This window comes from Achromobacter ruhlandii, from assembly GCF_902859695.1.
GTDB lineage: Bacteria > Pseudomonadota > Gammaproteobacteria > Burkholderiales > Burkholderiaceae_B > Achromobacter > Achromobacter ruhlandii.
This window is the reverse complement of the sequence record NZ_CADIJL010000003.1, coordinates 194,809-209,230: the sequence shown is the minus strand read 5'-3', so window position 1 is coordinate 209,230 and position 14,422 is coordinate 194,809. Positions and strand designations below refer to the sequence as shown.

Here is a 14,422-nt window from a genome sequence, read left to right as displayed (position 1 = left end):
TACGAATAGCGTAGGCAGCAAACACGGACCGGGAAGACAAGCCCGCGCCAGGATCGATTCATAGTGGAGTGTTTTCATGGCTACCAAGGCAGCAACCAAAAAATCAAGCAAGTCGACGAGCGATACGGCGATTGATCTGCCCAGCGAGAAGGAATTGCTGGCCATGCCCGAGTCCGACTACATGAACGAACGCCAACTGGCGTTCTTCAAGGAACGGCTCAAACAACTCGAACAGGACATCCTGGCCAACGCCGGCGAAACCACCGAGCACCTGCGTGAAACGCAGTTCGTGCCCGATCCCGCCGACCGCGCCACCATCGAGGAAGAACACGCCCTCGAGCTGCGCACCCGCGATCGCGAACGCAAGCTGCTCAAGAAGGTGCAACAGTCCATCGCCCGCATCGACAGCGGCGAATACGGCTGGTGCGAGGAAACCGGCGAACCCATCGGCATCCCGCGCCTGCTGGCCCGCCCCACCGCCACCCTGTCGCTGGAAGCGCAGGAACGGCGCGAAATGCGGCAGAAGCTGTACGGCGACTGATCCGTCCCGTTATTCAAGCGCCACATCGAAAGGCTATGCTGGTTTCCAGCATGGCCTTTTTTTCATTGCCGGGCCGCCTCATGCCAAGAATGCCCCTCTCACCGGGAAGGCAGCCGGCAGAAGGCGCGGCGTGGGCGCCTCCTTTCTTCCTCGTCCCGCAAGCCTTGATTTCGTTCGCTTCGCCCCCAGCTAGTCCTTTCAAAGGAAGGAACGCATGGAACAATTTCACGCCACCACCATCGTGTGTGTGCGCCGCGGCAACCGCGTCGCACTGGGCGGCGATGGCCAGGTCACCCTGGGCAACATCGTCATCAAAGGCACGGCGCGCAAGATCCGCCGCCTGTACCACGACAAGATCCTGGCCGGCTTCGCCGGTGCCACCGCCGACGCATTCACGCTGCAGGAGCGTTTCGAGGCCAAGCTCGAAAAGCACCAGGGCAACCTGATGCGCGCGGCCGTCGAACTGACCCGCGACTGGCGCACCGACCGCGTCCTGCGCCGGCTCGAAGCCATGCTGATCGTGGCCGACGCCGAGCACACGCTGGTGCTGACCGGCAACGGCGACGTGCTCGAACCCGAGCACGGCCTGGCCGCCATCGGCTCGGGCGGGGCCTATGCCCAGTCCGCCGCGCTGGCGCTGCTGCGCAATACCGACCTGGCGCCCGAGACCATCGTCAAGCAATCGCTCGAGATCGCCGGCGACCTCTGCATCTACACCAACCAGAACCACGTCATCGAGACGCTGGGCGACTGACGCGCGCCTCGCGGCGCCCACCCGGCGCCGCGGCCCGTCCTCCCAGCATCGCCCCGCTTCAAGGATCCGCCCTCATGTCCGCTTCCAACATGACGCCCGGAGAGATCGTCTCCGAACTCGACAAGTACATCGTCGGCCAGAACCGCGCCAAGCGCGCGGTGGCGGTGGCCCTGCGCAACCGCTGGCGCCGCCAGCAGGTGGCCGAGCCGCTGCGCCACGAGATCCACCCCAAGAACATCCTGATGATCGGCCCCACCGGCGTGGGCAAGACCGAGATCGCGCGCCGCCTGGCCAAGCTGGCCAACGCGCCGTTCATCAAAATCGAGGCCACCAAGTTCACCGAGGTGGGCTACGTCGGCCGCGACGTCGACACCATCATCCGCGACCTGACCGAATACTCGATCAAGCAGACCCGCGAGCTGGAAATGCGCCGCGTGCGCACCCAGGCCGAGGACGCCGCCGAAGACCGCATCCTCGACGCCCTGGTGCCGCCGCCCCGCGGCGCCTCGGGCGAGCCCGAGCGCGGTGAAGACAACAGCGCTCGCCAGACCTTCCGCAAGCGCCTGCGCGAAGGCAAGATCGACGATCTTGAGATCGAAATCGAAGTGGCCCAGGCCGCGCCGCAGATGGACGTCATGACGCCCCCAGGCATGGAAGAAATGGCCGAGCAGCTGCGCGGCATGTTCGCCGGCCTGGCGCGCGACAAGAAGAAGTCCAAGAAGATGAAGGTGCGCGAAGCCTTCAAGCTGATCGTCGACGAGGAAGCCGCCAAGCGCATCAACGAGGAAGACCTGCGCACCGTCGCCATCAACAACGTCGAGCAGAACGGCATCGTGTTCCTGGACGAGATCGACAAGATCGCGGCGCGCCAGGAAAGCGGCGGCGCCGACGTCTCGCGCCAGGGCGTGCAGCGCGACCTGCTGCCGCTGGTCGAGGGCACCACCGTCAACACGCGCTACGGCATGGTCCGCACCGACCACATCCTGTTCATCGCCTCGGGCGCCTTCCACCTGGCGCGCCCGTCCGACCTGATTCCCGAGCTGCAGGGCCGCTTCCCGATCCGCGTCGAACTGGAATCGCTGACGGCCGAGGACTTCGTGCGCATCCTGGGCGATACCGACGCCTCGCTGACCAAGCAATACACGGCGCTGCTGGCCACCGAGGACGTGCAGCTGGAATTCACCGACGAAGGCGTGCGCCGCCTGGCCGAACTGGCCTACGAGGTCAACGAGACCACCGAGAACATCGGCGCCCGCCGCCTCTACACCGTGATGGAAAAGCTGCTGGACGAACTGTCGTTCGACGCCACCGCCTCCAGCAACAAGACGGTGAAGATCGACGCCGCCTACGTCAACGCGCAGTTGGCCGAAGCCGCCAGCAGCCAGGACCTGGCCCGCTACGTGCTGTAAGGTCCGCGCCCCGGCCCTGGTCGGCGGCACAGACACGAAGGCCCGCCGCAAGCGATTGCGGTGGGCCTTTTGCTTTTGCGTTGGGACTCGATATCGGCGCCTGCGGCAGCGATGGCGCTTCCCGTGCCAGGCGAGCGCCATATCGGCGCGCGCGGCGCCCGTTCAATTGGTGATCGAGGTCACCACGTACTTGCCATCCTTGCGCTCGGCGGTGAAACGCACCTTGTCGCCGGCCTTGATCTTGGCCAGCAGCGCCGGATCGGCGTCGTACACCAGCGTCATGGCCGGCAGGTCGAGCGCCTTGATGGCGTCGTGCTTGATGGTGACCTTGCCCGCGCCCGGGTCCACGCGCCGCACTTCGCCGCTGGCGTCGGCCTGCTGCGCGAACGCCAGCGGCGTGGCCAGCGACACAACGGCCATCGCGGTGGCCACGGCCATGGGCGTGGTGTATTTGCGATTGAAAGCCATGCTCTATCCTCCGATTGCCATGAAAGCGCCGCGCCGGTCTTGCCGCGCGCCCGCTTTCCACAATGCTAGGATACCGCCCTTGTGCAATAGTTTCCCCGTAATAACGCAACAATCCTGACGGTTGTTTGCAAAGGACATCTCATGGCCAACCGCCTTTCAGTCATTGCCACCCGCACCGGCGACGACGGCAGCACCGGGCTGGGGGACGGGTCGCGCGTGCCCAAGGACGCGGCCCGCATCGCCGCGCTGGGCGATGTAGACGACTTGAACAGCGTCATCGGCCTGCTGCTCACCGAACCCATGCCGGCGGACGTCGCTGCCGATCTGCTCACGATCCAACACGATTTGTTCGATATGGGCGCCGAATTGTGCATCCCCGGCCACGTCGCGCTGGCCGATGCCCAGGTTGCGCACCTGGATGCGCGGCTGGCGCATTACAACGCGGCCCTGCCGCCCCTGCGCGAGTTCATCCTCCCCGGCGGCTCGCGCGCGGCCGCGCAGGCCCATCTAGCGCGCACCGCCTGCCGCCGCGCCGAGCGTGCGGTGGTGGCGCTGGCGCGCGAGGAAGCGGTGAACGCGCCGGTGCGGCAATATCTGAACCGTCTGTCGGACCTGATGTTCGTGCTGGCGCGCTACCTGAACCGCGAAGCAGGCCGGCCCGACGTGTTCTGGACCAGCCGCGTGTCGCGCCAGGCCACGGAATGAGAGATGCCCCCCAGCCGCGCCTGCGGCTTGCTGCCTTCAAGGGGACGCTTTCATCTTGAGGATGCCTCGGCGCTGAAAAGAAAAATGCCCCTTCGCGGGGCATTTTCCTTGTTGGCGTCGAGACGGCAGGAGCCTTAGTTGGGCACGCCCGCCGCATGCGCCTGCTCATCGGCGTGGTATGACGAACGCACCATGGCGCCCACCGCCGCATGCGAGAAGCCCATCGCATAGGCCTCGCGCTCGAACATCGCGAAGGTGTCGGGATGCACGTAGCGCAGCACCGGCAGGTGGTGTTCCGACGGCTGCAGGTACTGGCCGATGGTGAGCATGTCGACGTTGTGTTCGCGCATGTCGCGCATCACCTGCAGGATTTCCTCGTCGGTCTCGCCCAGGCCGAGCATCAGGCCCGACTTGGTCGGCACGTTCGGATGCAGCTTCTTGAACTCGGCCAGCAGCTTGAGCGAGTGCATGTAGTCCGAACCCGGGCGGGCCTGCTTGTACAGGCGCGGCACGGTTTCCAGGTTGTGATTCATGACGTCCGGGGGACCGGCGTTCAGGATAGTCAGGGCGCGGTCCAGGCGGCCGCGGAAGTCCGGCACCAGCACCTCGATGCGGGTGGTGGGCGACAGTTCGCGGATGTGGGTGATGCAGTCGACGAAGTGGCCGGCGCCGCCGTCGCGCAGGTCGTCGCGGTCGACCGAGGTGATCACCACGTACGACAGCTTCATCGCGGCGATGGTGCGCGCGAGGTTTTCCGGTTCCTTGGTGTCGAGCGGGTCGGGGCGGCCATGGCCCACGTCACAGAACGGGCAGCGGCGGGTGCACTTGTCGCCCATGATCATGAACGTGGCCGTGCCCTTGCCGAAGCATTCGCCGATGTTCGGGCAGGACGCTTCCTCGCACACCGTGTGCAGGTTGTGCTCGCGCAGGATGCGCTTGATGTCGTAGAAGCGCGAACCCGGCTGGGCCGCCTTGACGCGGATCCATTCCGGCTTCTTCAGGCGTTCGGCCGGGATGATCTTGATCGGGATGCGCGCCGTCTTGGCCTGGGATTTCTGTTTCTGCGTCGGATCGTACGCCGTTTCCGCGGGCGCGGCGGCGGCTTCGTTCGAGGGCACAGACGACTCGGCAAGCGTGGACATGGAACACCTTCACGACCGGCGCGCGCGGCGTTGCGGTCTGGGACAAAAGAAGACATTTTACCCCCTGCGCCCGAATCCGCCCCGAATGGCCCGGCGCCGGGCCGCGCCGGGTTATCGTCACGCCTGATGAATCCGTGCCGCCTGCCCCATGTCGACCTTGCCGCTCCCCCGCCCCATCGCCCTGATCGCCCCCCGGCTGGACGCCGGCCCGGCCGCCCGCGCCGTGCAAGCCTGCGCCGAACGGCTGGCGCCTGCCGGCTACTACCTGGCCGCCGCTCCGTGGCGTGACGCGGCCCTGCTACCGCTGCTGACTCCGTTGGCGCCGGCCGCCGCGCTGGTGATCGGCCCGCTGGACGATCCGCAGCTGCGCGCGGCCGTGGCGGCGCTGGAAATCCCAGTAGTGGAAACCTGGAGTCCGCCGGCCGCCCCGCTGGACAGCCTGATCACGGTCGACAATGCCGAAGCCGGCCGGCAGGCGGCCCGCCATTTCGCCGAAAAAGGCCACGCCCGCATCGCCTGCGTCAGCGCCGACACCCCGTGGGAGCGCGCCCGCCGCGAGGGCTTCATCGGCAGCGCGGCCGCGCTCGGGCTGGATCTGGTCGCCGACATCGTGCAACCCGAGGCGCAGCAACTGAACGATGGCCGCATGGCGTTTCTGCGCCTGCTGGCCACCAATACGATCTTCGATGCGGTGTTCTGCACGTCGGACGTGCTGGCCGCCGCCACGGTGTCGGAGGCCCACAACCGCGACTTGCAGGTGCCGCAGGACCTGGCGGTGCTGGGATTCACCGAGGACGGCAGCGCGCCGCAATGGGTTCAGGGCCTGACGACGCTGGGACTGGACGCGGCCGAGCTGGGCCGCCGCGCGGGCCAGTTGCTGCTGGACCGGCTCGATGGCGAACAGCCGGCCGGCACGCGCCTGACGCTGGACATTGTGTTCGATGCGGGCCTGAGCACATAGCGCGCGGACCGGGATGATGGACGAAGCCACGTTGGCACAAAGAGGAGTGCCTCGTACCGGGCCTGGCGCCTAGGGCGTGGCCCCGCCCGCGCCTTTCAGGCGCCGGTTTCGTACAGCGCGGGAAAGCCGCAGTCGCGCAGCATCGCGTCGGCTTCACGCAGGAAGGCCGGCGTGGAGGTCTCGGGCACGCGCGCCAGCCACTGCACCGCCTCTTCCTTGCGGCCGCGCAGCAGCAGCATGCGGCCCAGGTGGAACATGCCGCGGAAGTCGCCGCCCTCGGCGCAGCGCTGGTAGCAGTCGAACGCGCGCTCCAGGTCCTGCTCGACCACGTCACCCGCTTCGTAGAAGCGGCCCACCACGCCGATGGATTTGACGTGTCCGGCCTGCGCGGCCTGCTGGTACAGCGCCAGCGCCGCGGCGCGGTTCCGCGCCACGCCCCCGCGGCCGCTCTTGAGCATGTGGGCGTAGTTGTACATGCCCCAGTCCAGCCCGCGATCCGCGGCCAGCCGGAACCAGTAGGCCGCCACGGTATCGTCCGCCGCGACGCCCCAGCCGTTCTCGTAGCAGCGGCCGATCATGTTCATGGCCATCACGTGATCGGCGTTGGCGGCGCGCTTGAACCAGGCCAATCCTTCGGCCTGGTCCTGGGGCACCCCGACGCCGTCGAGCAGCATCTGGCCGAAAATGGTCTGGGCCTCGACCAGGCCCATTTCGGCCGCCGTGCGAATCCAGGCGGCGTATTGCGGCGCCGGCCCGGCGCGCAGGCCGGCCAACGCTTCAGGGGTGGTCGCGGCCACCTCGGCCGGGGTATAGCTTGTCTTCATGCGGGTGTCCTTGCCTGGCGCCACAAGCGGGCCAGGTTGCGCGCCAGCGCGTCGCCCACTTCCGTGGGCTCGCGCCGCACGCTACAGGACGCCATGTCGACCGTGCGCAGGCCGGCGTACCCGCAAGGATTGATGCCCAGGAACGGCGCCAGGTCCATCGCCACGTTCAGCGACACGCCGTGATAGGCGCGGCCGTTGCGGATCTTGATGCCCAGCGCGGCAATCTTGGCCAGATCGCCGCCCTCGGGATGCGCCACGTACACGCCCGGCGCGCCCGCCTTGCGGCAGGCGCCGGGCAGGCCCATCTCGTCAAGCGTGTCGATCACCGCCGATTCCAGCAGGGCCACGTACTCCTTCACGTACATGTCGACGCGGCGCAGGTCGAACAGCGCGTAGGCCATCACCTGGCCGGGGCCATGGTAAGTGACCTGGCCGCCGCGGTCGCAATGGACGATGGGGATGGCGCCGGGGTTGAGCACGTGCTCGGGCAGGCCCGCCTGGCCCAGCGTGTAGACCGGGGCGTGCTCGCACAGCCATATTTCATCGGGCGTTTCGGCCGACCGCTGGTCGGTGTACGCCTGCATGTCCCGCCACACGGACAGGTAGTCCGCGGGCCGCGCGAGCCACTTGATCACAACCGCCGGCCCTACAGGACGATCGACACCATCGGGTGGCCGTGCAAGGCCTGATACAGGCTGTCGAGCTGCTCGCGCGAGGTGGCGCGCACCGTGAAGGTCAGGCCCATGTAGTTGCCGCCCTTGCTGGGCCGCATCTCGACCGTGGCGGCATCGAAACCCGGGTCGAAGCGCAGCACGACTTCGGTCAGCGTCTGCGCGAAGTCGGGATGGTGCTTGCCCATGACCTTGATGGGAAAGTCACTGGGGTACTCGATGAGGGATTCTTCGGGCGGAATATGCATGATGGATGGCCTGGGGCGTCAAACTATCTATATGGGGGCAGGCATCGTGCAGGCAAGGCCCGCCGCCGGCGCGGGGGGCCGCCAGGGCCGCCCCGCGTGGCCGTTCTAGAGCGCGGCGATGCGGGCATCATAACCCGCGCGCAATTGTGCAAAAACGGGGCCAGGCTTGCCCGAACCCACCGGCCGGCCGTCCAGCGACACGATAGCCAGCACTTCCTTGGTGGCCGAAGACAGCATCAGTTCATCGGCCTGGGCGACCTCGTCCTGGGTGATGCGGCGCGCCTCGAACGGGATGCCGGCTTCGGCGGCCAGCTCGCCCATCAGGCCGTAGCGGATGCCTTCCAGGATCAGGTTGTTCTTGGGCGGGGCCAACAGCTTGCCGCCGGAGACCACCCAGATGTTGGTGGACGAACCCTCCGTGAGAAAACCGTCGCGGAACTGCAGCACCTCGTCGACATGGGCATCGACCGCCTGCTGCTTGGCCAGCACGTTGCCCAGCAGCGACACCGACTTGATCTCGCAGTGCAGCCAGCGCTCATCGGGGATGGTGATGGCGGACAGCCCCTGCGCGCGGGCCGCGGCCGACGGCGGCGCCCAGGCCGAGACCATGCCGAACACCGTCGGCTTGACCGGCTCGGCCGGGAACTGGTGGTCGCGCTTGGCCACGCCGCGCGTGACCTGCAGGTAGACGATGCAGGTGTCCAGGTTCGAGCGCGCCAGCAGCTGCTCGATCAGGTCGATCCAGCCCGCGCGGTCGAACGGCTGGGCGATGCGCAGGGCCGCGAGGCTGCGGTCCAGGCGGTCCAGGTGTTCAGCCATGCGGAAGGCATTGCCGCGGTAGACAGGCACCACTTCGTAGATGCCGTCGCCGAAAATGAAGCCGCGATCGAGCACCGAGATCTTGGCCTCGTCGATACGCACAAACTCGCCATTGAGAAACACCTGGCTTTCGCCCGGCACGCCCGGAATCATGAGCCGCTCCTGAGAATCAAATGGATAGGGACGGGCCACCCGGCCCGCCCCTTCTTGGTGAAGCTTACACCCGCGACCGCGCCCGTGGCGCGTCCGCTTACTGGAACCAGCGCTTGACGGTGTCGACCATGCGGCCGAAGAAGCCGGCGCGTTCGACGGCGTCCTGCACCACCAGCGGCTCGGTGCGCAACACCTTGCCATCCAGCGTGAACTGCAGCGTGCCGACCTGCTGGCCCTTGGCCAGCGGCGCGATCAGCGGATCGGTGCGCTGCGCCACGGGCTTGAGGTCGCCGGCCTTGCCGCGCGGGACCGCGATCGAGACCGGGTTGGGCGGGCCGAGCTTGACGTTCTCGGCCGTGCCTTCCCAGACGCGGGCGTCAATGCCAGGCTGGCTCTTGTCGAACAGCTTGACCGTGTCGAAGTTCTGGAAGCTCCAGTTCAGCAGCTTCAGGCTTTCCTCGGCGCGCGTGGCTTCGCTGTCGGTGCCCACCACCACCACCAGGATGCGGCGGTCGCCGCGCACCGCGGTCGACACCAGGCAGTAGCCGGCCGAATCGGTGTGGCCGGTCTTCATGCCGTCGACCGAGGGATCGGCCCACAGCAGGCGGTTGCGGTTGGGCTGGGTGATCTTGTTGTAGGTAAAGCTCTTCTGCTTGTAGTAGTGGAAGAACTGCGGGTGATCGGTGATCAGGTGCGCCGACAGCGTGGCCAGGTCGCGCGTGGACGTCATGTGCTGCGGATCGGGCAGGCCCGTGGCGTTCATGAAGTGGGTGTTGCGCATGCCCAGGCGCTCGGCTTCCTGGTTCATGAGCGAGGCAAACGCGGTTTCGCTGCCGCCGACCGCTTCGGCCAGCGCGACCGAGGCGTCGTTGCCCGACTGCACGATCATGCCCTGGTTCAGCTCATCGACAGTAACGGGCTTGCGCGGCTCGATGAACATGCGCGAACCGCCGGTGCGCCAGGCGTGCTCCGACACGGGCACGGTCTGCTCCAGCGTCAGGCGCTTCTCTTCGAGCGCATTGAACACGACATAGGCCGTCATGATCTTGGTGAGCGAAGCCGGCTCGACCTTCATGTCGGGGTTCGACGCCGCCAGGGTCTGGCCGCTGTTCACGTCGATCACGATCCAGGCCTTGGCCGCGATGGTGGGCGCCGGCACCGCCGACACGTCGCCCACCGGCACCACGCCCGTTGCCGACGGCGCGGGAGCCGTGGCGCCCGCGGCCGCCGGCGCCGCGGCTGGCGCCTGCTGGGCCCAGGCCGGCAGCGAGGTCGCGAGCATCGCCGACAGCACCGCGCTGGCCAGGGCGCGGCGGGCAAAGACAACGGGGAAAGGGGTGGAGTGAGACAAATTCTTCATCGGCAACGTGGGTCCAGGAAAGACGCCCGCCGGCGCGGGGCAAGTGGCTGACAATTATAGGCAGTCGATGAGACCCGTCCGGCCCGGGAAGGGTTCCTCGGCCATTTAAAACATGCAACTTGATGCAACGCGGCGCGTTGCGCGGCGCTCAGTCAAGCTTGACCTTCAGGTGCGCCTGCACCAGCTGGCGCAGCACCAGCAGCTTGCCGTGGAAAAAGTGCGATGCGCCGGGAATCACCACCACCGGGATCGAGCGCGGACGGGCCCAGTCCATGGCCTCGGACAGCGGCACCACCTCGTCCTCTTCGCCATGCACCATCAGCGTGTCGCCCGGCACCTGCACCTCGTGCGACTGGAAGCGGTTGACGGCGGGGCCCATCAGCATCAGCGCGCTGGGCAGCACCGCATCGCCCTGGTCGGCCAGTGCGGCATAGGTCTGCGCGGCGACCGCGGTGCCGAAGGAAAAACCGGCCAGCACCCACGGCGCGGACGCCAGTTCCGGATGGCGCTCGCGCATCTGCGCGACCACCGCCAGCATGTCCTGGGTCTCGCCCACGGATTTGTCGAATTCGCCTTCGGACAGCCCGACGCCGCGGAAGTTGGGCCGCACCGCCACCAGGCCATGCTGGACGCAGGCGCGCGACAGCGTGGTCACCACCTTGTTCTCGCGCGCGCCGCCCTGCAGCGGGTGCGGATGCAGCACCAGGGCCCAGCCCCGCGGTGTGCCGTCAGGCCAATCCACGGCGCAGTCGATGCGGCCGGCGGCTCCGGTAAAGGCGTGGGTTTCAGTGCTTGCGGGCATGTCGGACTCGTGCTGCGTGGAAAAGAAGAGATGTTAACCGCCGGGCCGCACCGCGGCCTTGGGCTGGCTGGCCAGCCATTGCGCCAGCTGGTCGGCCGCATCGTCGGTGGCCTGGCGCAACGCGGCCACGCCGCCGGCGGCGTCCTGCGTCGGCGCCGGCGCCTGCGTCGCAATGCGCACCTGGCCCACCACGCTGCGGCCATTGAGCAGGACCGCCTGCAGCAGCACGCGGCCTTCACTGGCCGCCCCATCGGGGGTGAACACCTGTTCGAACTGCGACAGGTAGACCTGCAACTGCGGCGTCTGGCCGCTGGCGCGTTCCGCCAGCACCGGCCCCTGGCGCGACAGGCGCTCGATCAGGCGCTGGCGCACCAGGTCGGACGGCGACGAGGCCCAGCGATAGGTGGCATAGGACTTGGGCGTGGCGCTGTCTCCGACGCGCCAGATGACGCCGGTGCTCGACAGCGTCGGCACCGCCGAGAACACCAGGGCGACCGGCTCGCGCGCCGGCAATTGCGGCGTCGGCCGGCTGTCCAGCCCCAGGTCGAACACGGCGGGCGGCGCGCCGACACGGCCCACGCCGCAGCCAGCCAGCGCCAGGGTCAGGATCAGGATTGCGCTACGCATCTTCATCACGGCTGTCTCCCAAAGCCGGCGAATCCGGCCTCGCCGGGTCCAGGCGCCGCCGGCGCCGGCCCGAACAATAACGATTGCGGCGTGTTGTCCACGCGCCGCAGGGTGAAAGTGGCGCCGCGCGCGGCCTCGGTGACGCTGGCCGCCATGCCGGTGACGGCGGGCAGGGTCTCGCCATCCAGCCGCGAAGCGGCAAAGGCAATGTCGTTCAGGCTGCGCGTGGCCGCGGCCAGCGCGCCGTCCGGCGCGTTCAGGCGCGCCAGCGACTGGCGCGCCTGCTGGGCCAGGTCGGCCACTTCGCGCGCCGCGCGGTCGGCCTGGCGCGAGGTGCTGCCCAACGAATCGACCAACGGTCCCAGCTTGGCCAGCGCCGGCCCCAGGTCGCGGCTGGCGTCCTTCAGCGACTGGGTGATGTCGGTGGCGTTCTGCAGGCTGGCGGTCAGGGCCTGCACATTCTGCTCGCTCAGCAGGCGCCGCAGCTGCTCAGTGGCGTCCTCGACGTTGGAAATGAGGCGGCCGCCGCGCTGCTCGATGCGGTCCAGGAAGCCGGGACGCAGCGGAATCGCAGCCGGGTTGGCGGCGCTGGATGCCAGCCGCTTGAACGAGCTGCCGTCGTCGCGCAGTTCAACATTGGCCATGCCGGTCACGCCCTGCACGCCCAGTTCGGCCCAGGTCGATTCAGTGATCGGCGTGTTCGGCGCCACGCCGATGCGGATGCGCACCTGGCCCGGCTTGTCGGGGTTCAGCGCCAGCGACTGCACCTTGCCCACCGGCACGCCCTGGTAGCGCACCGTCGACTGCGGGTTGAGGCCGCTGACGGCGGTCGCCGAGACGATTTCGTAGGTCTGCAGTTTGGTGCGGTCGCGGCCGATCCAGACGGCCACTAGCGCAGCGGCGGCCAACAGGACCAGCGTGAAGATGCCGGCCATGAGCGCGTGACTACGGTTTTCCATGATGCGTTCCCTTCGGCGCCATGTCCCCGAGCGCGCGCAAGCCGCGCTCGCCCAGGAAGAATGTATGAATGAACGGGTGGTCGACCTTCAGCACTTCCGGCACCGTGTCGCACACGATCACCCGCTTGTCCGCCAACACGGCGACACGCGTGGCCAGCGCGAGCAGCGTGTCCAGGTCGTGCGTCACCATGACGACGGTAAATCCCAACTGCCGGTGCAGGCTGCGCACCAGGTCCACGAATTCGTCCGAGCGCAGCGGATCCAGGCCCGCCGTGGGCTCGTCCAGGAACACCAGTTCCGGGTCCAGCGACAGCGCGCGCGCCAGCGCCACGCGCTTGACCATGCCGCCTGAAAGATCCGAGGGCCGCTTGTCCGCATCCTGCGCCGACAGGCCGACCATCGCCAGGCGGCACATCACGACATCGCGCACCAGGTCTTCCGGCACCGTGCGCAGCTCGCGCAGCGGCAGCGCGACGTTGTCGTACACCGACAGCGCCGAGAACAGCGCGCCCGCCTGGAACAACATGCCCCAGCGGTAGGACAGGCGCCGACGTTCGCTTGGCGTCAACTCGGACAAGGTGTTGCCGAGCACCTGGATGGTGCCGGCCGCCGGCCGGTCCAGTCCGATGATCTGCCGCAGCAACACCGTCTTGCCCGTGCCGGAACCGCCGACCAGCACCAGGATCTCGCCGGGAAAGACGGTCAGGTCCAGGTTGTCGTGCACCACGTGGTCGCCGAACGCCGTGCGCAGGCCGCGCACGGTGATCACGGGCGCGACCGTGACCTGCTCCTCGGTAAACAGGCGATGCTGTTCGGCGCCGGCCATCAGATGCCCACCGAACTGAAAATGACCGCGTACAGCGCGTCCAGCAAGATCACGCCAGTGATCGACGTGACCACCGACGTCGTGGTGCCGCGTCCCAGGCTTTCCGTGTTGGGCTGGATGCGCAGGCCGAAATGGCAGGCGATCAGCGCGATCAGGATGCCGAAGGTCACGCCCTTCAGGATACCGATCCAGTAATTGGTCAGGGAAATGGCGTCAGGCAGCGACTGCAGAAACCACTGCGCCGACACGCCCAACTGCACCTGCGCCGCCAGCATCCCGCCCAGGATCGCCATGGCGTCGGTCCACAGCACCAACAGCGGCATGGTGATGGCCAGCGCCACCACCCGCGGCAGGATCAGCCGCTGGCCGTGCGAAATGCCCATCACCAGCATCGCGTCCAGCTCCTGCGTGACCCGCATGACGCCGATCTGCGCGGTGATGGCCGACCCGGAGCGGCCCGCCACCAGGATGGCCGCCAGCACCGGCCCCAGCTCGCGCACGATCGACACGCCCAGCAGCCGCACGATGAAGCGGTCGGCGCCGATCATCTGCAATTGCTGGGCCGACAGGTATGACAGCACCACGCCAATCAGAAAACCCACCAGCGCCGTGATGCCCAGCGCCTGCGCCCCGGTGCGATACACCTGGGCCGAGATCTCGCGCCACGGCCCCCGCGACGGCCGGCGCAACATGCCGAAGAGGTCCAGGACCAGTTGCCCCAGCATGGTCAGCAAGGCGCGGCCGTTCTCGCCGGCCTGCAGCACGGCCCCGCCCAGGGCGCGCAGCCAGCCCCACGAGGGCTCGGGACGAGGCGGCGCCTGCTTGCCGCCCTTGTTCGTGGCCAGGGCGGTGAACACGTCCTGCTGGCCGGCCGACCAGCGCACACGCTCGGGCAGTTTCTCGCCCCAGGCCTGCCAGATCAGCAGCGCGCCAATGGTGTCGAGCCGGCTGATGCCCTGCAGGTCCCAGCGCACGCCGGCATCGGCCGCCTTGGCCATCGCCGCGCGGCGGCGCTCGACCTCGCCCGGCTCCGCCAGCGCCAGGACGCTCCAGTCGCCCCCGACGTGGCACACACCCGCTTCCTGGCGGAAGGGCGTGGCGGCGCGGGACGCGGTCGGAGCGGAAAGCGGCATGTAGCGGGACAGGAATGCAA

The 14,422-nt window shown here is 68.1% G+C and carries 17 protein-coding genes; 5 read left to right on the top strand and 12 right to left on the bottom strand.

Annotated elements, in window-relative coordinates; translation table 11 throughout:
- Positions 1-76 precede the first annotated feature (76 nt).
- From dksA to hslU, 3 genes are all read left to right on the top strand, one after another.
- Positions 77-541 carry an RNA polymerase-binding protein DksA gene (gene dksA / locus HV742_RS05375; protein WP_006389752.1) on the top strand — a complete coding sequence of 155 codons (465 nt, stop codon included), beginning with the start codon at positions 77-79 and terminating at the stop codon, positions 539-541.
- 214 nt (positions 542-755) lie between these two features.
- Positions 756-1,295 (top strand): ATP-dependent protease subunit HslV, encoded by a 540-nt coding sequence (gene hslV, locus HV742_RS05370; RefSeq protein ID WP_006391917.1) that lies wholly within the window; start codon positions 756-758, stop codon positions 1,293-1,295.
- Positions 1,296-1,369: 74 nt separating this feature from the next.
- Complete coding sequence (hslU, locus tag HV742_RS05365; protein WP_049077084.1) at positions 1,370-2,704, top strand: ATP-dependent protease ATPase subunit HslU; 1,335 nt, start codon at positions 1,370-1,372, stop codon at positions 2,702-2,704.
- Between the two features lie 162 nt (positions 2,705-2,866).
- On the opposite strand, the gene HV742_RS05360 is transcribed toward hslU, so the two are convergent.
- The gene (locus HV742_RS05360) at positions 2,867-3,172 is read right to left on the bottom strand and encodes a copper-binding protein (RefSeq protein ID WP_049077086.1); all 306 of its coding nucleotides are present in this window, start codon (positions 3,170-3,172) and stop codon (positions 2,867-2,869) included.
- 141 nt (positions 3,173-3,313) lie between these two features.
- Here HV742_RS05360 and HV742_RS05355 point away from each other — a divergent pair, with 141 nt between their 5' ends.
- The gene (locus tag HV742_RS05355; RefSeq protein ID WP_059272834.1) at positions 3,314-3,877 is read left to right on the top strand and encodes a cob(I)yrinic acid a,c-diamide adenosyltransferase; all 564 of its coding nucleotides are present in this window, start codon (positions 3,314-3,316) and stop codon (positions 3,875-3,877) included.
- A gap of 134 nt (positions 3,878-4,011) precedes the next feature.
- On the opposite strand, the gene lipA is transcribed toward HV742_RS05355, so the two are convergent.
- On the bottom strand, positions 4,012-5,019 hold the full coding sequence (gene lipA / locus HV742_RS05350; RefSeq protein WP_054418514.1) for a lipoyl synthase: 1,008 nt from the start codon (positions 5,017-5,019) through the stop codon (positions 4,012-4,014).
- A gap of 148 nt (positions 5,020-5,167) precedes the next feature.
- Here lipA and HV742_RS05345 point away from each other — a divergent pair, with 148 nt between their 5' ends.
- Positions 5,168-5,980, top strand: coding sequence for a substrate-binding domain-containing protein (locus tag HV742_RS05345; protein ID WP_175144636.1), 813 nt, complete (start codon positions 5,168-5,170; stop codon positions 5,978-5,980).
- 95 nt (positions 5,981-6,075) lie between these two features.
- On the opposite strand, the gene HV742_RS05340 is transcribed toward HV742_RS05345, so the two are convergent.
- From HV742_RS05340 to HV742_RS05295, 10 genes are all read right to left on the bottom strand, one after another.
- On the bottom strand, positions 6,076-6,804 hold the full coding sequence (locus tag HV742_RS05340; protein ID WP_049077120.1) for a tetratricopeptide repeat protein: 729 nt from the start codon (positions 6,802-6,804) through the stop codon (positions 6,076-6,078).
- Positions 6,801-7,439 (bottom strand): lipoyl(octanoyl) transferase LipB, encoded by a 639-nt coding sequence (gene lipB / locus HV742_RS05335; RefSeq protein WP_049077122.1) that lies wholly within the window; start codon positions 7,437-7,439, stop codon positions 6,801-6,803. The genes HV742_RS05340 and lipB overlap by 4 nt, the downstream gene beginning before the upstream one ends.
- Positions 7,440-7,450: 11 nt before the next feature.
- The gene (locus HV742_RS05330; protein WP_047993153.1) at positions 7,451-7,723 is read right to left on the bottom strand and encodes a YbeD family protein; all 273 of its coding nucleotides are present in this window, start codon (positions 7,721-7,723) and stop codon (positions 7,451-7,453) included.
- Positions 7,724-7,828: 105 nt separating this feature from the next.
- Positions 7,829-8,695: a D-amino acid aminotransferase gene (locus HV742_RS05325; RefSeq protein WP_049077123.1), complete on the bottom strand. Its 867-nt coding sequence runs from the start codon at positions 8,693-8,695 to the stop codon at positions 7,829-7,831.
- Between the two features lie 97 nt (positions 8,696-8,792).
- Positions 8,793-10,055, bottom strand: coding sequence for a D-alanyl-D-alanine carboxypeptidase family protein (locus tag HV742_RS05320; RefSeq protein ID WP_175144635.1), 1,263 nt, complete (start codon positions 10,053-10,055; stop codon positions 8,793-8,795).
- 148 nt (positions 10,056-10,203) lie between these two features.
- Positions 10,204-10,857 carry an alpha/beta hydrolase gene (locus HV742_RS05315; RefSeq protein WP_049077126.1) on the bottom strand — a complete coding sequence of 218 codons (654 nt, stop codon included), beginning with the start codon at positions 10,855-10,857 and terminating at the stop codon, positions 10,204-10,206.
- 33 nt (positions 10,858-10,890) lie between these two features.
- Positions 10,891-11,490 carry an ABC-type transport auxiliary lipoprotein family protein gene (locus tag HV742_RS05310; RefSeq protein WP_175144634.1) on the bottom strand — a complete coding sequence of 200 codons (600 nt, stop codon included), beginning with the start codon at positions 11,488-11,490 and terminating at the stop codon, positions 10,891-10,893.
- The gene (locus tag HV742_RS05305; protein WP_049077130.1) at positions 11,490-12,443 is read right to left on the bottom strand and encodes an MlaD family protein; all 954 of its coding nucleotides are present in this window, start codon (positions 12,441-12,443) and stop codon (positions 11,490-11,492) included. The genes HV742_RS05310 and HV742_RS05305 overlap by 1 nt, the downstream gene beginning before the upstream one ends.
- Positions 12,430-13,269 carry an ABC transporter ATP-binding protein gene (locus HV742_RS05300; RefSeq protein ID WP_049077132.1) on the bottom strand — a complete coding sequence of 280 codons (840 nt, stop codon included), beginning with the start codon at positions 13,267-13,269 and terminating at the stop codon, positions 12,430-12,432. The genes HV742_RS05305 and HV742_RS05300 overlap by 14 nt, the downstream gene beginning before the upstream one ends.
- Complete coding sequence (locus tag HV742_RS05295; protein WP_049077134.1) at positions 13,269-14,402, bottom strand: MlaE family ABC transporter permease; 1,134 nt, start codon at positions 14,400-14,402, stop codon at positions 13,269-13,271. The genes HV742_RS05300 and HV742_RS05295 overlap by 1 nt, the downstream gene beginning before the upstream one ends.
- Positions 14,403-14,422: the final 20 nt, after the last annotated feature.

Excerpts from the sequence above, each read along its gene's own strand:
- HV742_RS05360 (WP_049077086.1), bottom strand. The coding sequence starts at position 3,172 with ATGGCTTTCAATCGCAAATACACCACGCCCATGGCCGTGGCCACCGCG.
- HV742_RS05315 (WP_049077126.1), bottom strand. The coding sequence starts at position 10,857 with ATGCCCGCAAGCACTGAAACCCACGCCTTTACCGGAGCCGCCGGCCGC.
- HV742_RS05305 (WP_049077130.1), bottom strand. The coding sequence starts at position 12,443 with ATGGAAAACCGTAGTCACGCGCTCATGGCCGGCATCTTCACGCTGGTC.
- HV742_RS05355 (WP_059272834.1), top strand. The coding sequence starts at position 3,314 with ATGGCCAACCGCCTTTCAGTCATTGCCACCCGCACCGGCGACGACGGC.
- HV742_RS05325 (WP_049077123.1), bottom strand. The coding sequence starts at position 8,695 with ATGATTCCGGGCGTGCCGGGCGAAAGCCAGGTGTTTCTCAATGGCGAG.
- hslV (WP_006391917.1), top strand. The coding sequence starts at position 756 with ATGGAACAATTTCACGCCACCACCATCGTGTGTGTGCGCCGCGGCAAC.
- HV742_RS05320 (WP_175144635.1), bottom strand. The coding sequence starts at position 10,055 with ATGAAGAATTTGTCTCACTCCACCCCTTTCCCCGTTGTCTTTGCCCGC.
- hslU (WP_049077084.1), top strand. The coding sequence starts at position 1,370 with ATGTCCGCTTCCAACATGACGCCCGGAGAGATCGTCTCCGAACTCGAC.
- HV742_RS05310 (WP_175144634.1), bottom strand. The coding sequence starts at position 11,490 with ATGAAGATGCGTAGCGCAATCCTGATCCTGACCCTGGCGCTGGCTGGC.
- dksA (WP_006389752.1), top strand. The coding sequence starts at position 77 with ATGGCTACCAAGGCAGCAACCAAAAAATCAAGCAAGTCGACGAGCGAT.
- HV742_RS05330 (WP_047993153.1), bottom strand. The coding sequence starts at position 7,723 with ATGCATATTCCGCCCGAAGAATCCCTCATCGAGTACCCCAGTGACTTT.
- HV742_RS05295 (WP_049077134.1), bottom strand. The coding sequence starts at position 14,402 with ATGCCGCTTTCCGCTCCGACCGCGTCCCGCGCCGCCACGCCCTTCCGC.
- HV742_RS05345 (WP_175144636.1), top strand. The coding sequence starts at position 5,168 with ATGTCGACCTTGCCGCTCCCCCGCCCCATCGCCCTGATCGCCCCCCGG.
- HV742_RS05340 (WP_049077120.1), bottom strand. The coding sequence starts at position 6,804 with ATGAAGACAAGCTATACCCCGGCCGAGGTGGCCGCGACCACCCCTGAA.
- HV742_RS05300 (WP_049077132.1), bottom strand. The coding sequence starts at position 13,269 with ATGGCCGGCGCCGAACAGCATCGCCTGTTTACCGAGGAGCAGGTCACG.
- lipA (WP_054418514.1), bottom strand. The coding sequence starts at position 5,019 with ATGTCCACGCTTGCCGAGTCGTCTGTGCCCTCGAACGAAGCCGCCGCC.